The sequence below is a fragment of the Cedecea sp. AS113 genome, assembly GCF_037152415.1.
In the GTDB taxonomy this organism is placed as follows: domain Bacteria; phylum Pseudomonadota; class Gammaproteobacteria; order Enterobacterales; family Enterobacteriaceae; genus Cedecea.
This window is the reverse complement of sequence record NZ_JBBCMI010000047.1, coordinates 1-1,852: the sequence shown is the minus strand read 5'-3', so window position 1 is coordinate 1,852 and position 1,852 is coordinate 1. Positions and strand designations below refer to the sequence as shown.

Sequence of the window (1,852 nt, the reverse complement as noted above, 5' to 3'; positions counted from 1 at the left end):
TTGGTTTGGGGGAAGGATCGGCTTTGCCGGTTGGTGTGCCTGTTCCGTGGGCGTTGTCTGTAGCGCCGGCAGGATGGTTGAAATGCAATGGCGCAGCGTTTTCAGCGGCTCAATATCCAAAACTTGCACAGGTATATCCCGCGCTTGTGCTTCCTGATTTACGTGGGGAGTTTATTCGTGGTTGGGATGATGGGAGAGGGGGGGATGCTGGCCGTGCATTACTGTCATTACAGGGTGATACAATACGTAATATTCGAGGGAGTATAGTCGCTTATACTCAAGGGCAGATAAATAATACAGTAGTTCTCCCAACGGGTGTTAATGGTGCCCTTGCTATATATGATTCAGGTGTAAATAATTCGATAATCCCCGTGCCCCAAAACTCATACCCTGTGACAAATTATGGTGTTTTGTTTGATGCCTCTTTAGTGGTTCCAACTTCAAACGAAAATAGACCTCGAAATATTGCATTTAACTTTATAGTGAGGGCCGCATAATGGCTGACGCAAAATTAAACAACGATCTTATTGCGACACTGGCTGGAGAAATTAATGTATTTAACTATGATGGATATACGAAAGAGTATCTTTCTTTAACGGTTGAATATCTTGCTATTGGAGTCGGTTTACCTGCCAATTCCTGCATTGATGCACCAGGCGAACGAAAAAAAGGGTTTGCCATTTGCCGAAAAAATGATCTTACGGCGTGGGAATATATCCCCGACAACAGGGGGGAAACGATTTATAGTACGCTTGATGGTGAAAAAATCACTATTTCAAAGCTGGGGGGTTATCCATCAGATACAACGACAATCGCCCCTGCAACAGCCTATGATAAATGGGATGGCGAAAAATGGGTGACGGACATTGACGCAAAGAAAAAAGACGATATTTCTGATGCAGAACTAAAACGGAAAACCTTGTTAAGTGAAGCAAACAATATCACTGCTGACTGGCGAACAGAACTCACCCTGGGTATTATCAGCGAGGCTGATAAAGAGAAATTAACCGTCTGGATGGAATACATCAAAGCGGCGAAGGCGATAGATACCTCCACCGCGCCTGATGTTAGCTGGCCGGAGAAACCGGCGGCGTAGGCCATTCGATATCTGGTGCGTTGGAAGTATCAATAGCTTCCAATGCATCCAGGTAATCTAGCCATAAATTGTACTGCACACGTTCGTCGTCTTTTAGACGGCCAATTGCGGCTTTACCAGGCCATTGTTTATTGTTAATGAATTCGTTTGCTTTTAATATATAAAAGTTCTTATTCATTACTTCCATATGAATAAGATTATCATGCGTGAGCGGTGGCTTTTCGAGCAGTACTGGCTCCCCATTTTCATTACCTGAAATAAAAAGCCCGTTCTCTTGACCCTTGAGTAACTCTGACCAACGCTCAGCACTTATTTCAACCGAATCATCAGGTGCATATTCAGAATCAATAAAAAAGCCATTCTCTTTTTTAGAATAAAAGTAATTTTTCATCTGTTAATCCCCTATCGCTATCCAGTAAGCAAATTGCTCAGATGTCTGAGATGCTAGCGAACCCATCAAAGCAAATTGAGATGGTGTAACGGGCAAGGCCGAGAAACTATAAACGGCAGTGACCCCTGAACGAGCATTATCATAAGATGTTACAACAGAATAAGCCGTATTGCTGAACGATACAGGCAATGTAATATTTGATGGTGTTCCTAAATTACCAGCAACGGAAATTCCTGTCTGAATTATTGTTCCGTCTGGAAATTTTCTCCATCGACTAGTACCTGCACTTTTTTGCCAGAAAGACATAACAGGCACCTGGCTCGCTCCCGTCCCTACTCCCCGTTTCGCCGCCTCCCCCAAACCAA

At 43.7% G+C, this 1,852-nt stretch carries 4 protein-coding genes; 2 read left to right on the top strand and 2 right to left on the bottom strand.

Annotated elements, in window-relative coordinates; translation table 11 throughout:
• The coding region (locus WFN87_RS23935; RefSeq protein WP_336989472.1) for a phage tail protein at positions 1 to 497 on the top strand (497 nt) is incomplete at its 5' end.
• A complete protein-coding gene (locus WFN87_RS23930; RefSeq protein ID WP_336981894.1) occupies positions 497 to 1,096 on the top strand; it encodes a tail fiber assembly protein in 600 nt (199 codons plus the stop codon). The genes WFN87_RS23935 and WFN87_RS23930, both read left to right, overlap by 1 nt.
• On the opposite strand, the gene WFN87_RS23925 is transcribed toward WFN87_RS23930, so the two are convergent.
• Together WFN87_RS23925 and WFN87_RS23920 are read right to left on the bottom strand one after the other, a co-directional pair.
• The gene (locus tag WFN87_RS23925; protein WP_336981896.1) at positions 1,068 to 1,487 is read right to left on the bottom strand and encodes a tail fiber assembly protein; all 420 of its coding nucleotides are present in this window, start codon (positions 1,485 to 1,487) and stop codon (positions 1,068 to 1,070) included. The two genes, WFN87_RS23930 and WFN87_RS23925, sit on opposite strands and share 29 nt — an antisense overlap.
• A gap of 3 nt (positions 1,488 to 1,490) precedes the next feature.
• Positions 1,491 to 1,852: gp53-like domain-containing protein (locus tag WFN87_RS23920; protein WP_336989471.1), on the bottom strand; the 362-nt coding region annotated here is incomplete at its 5' end.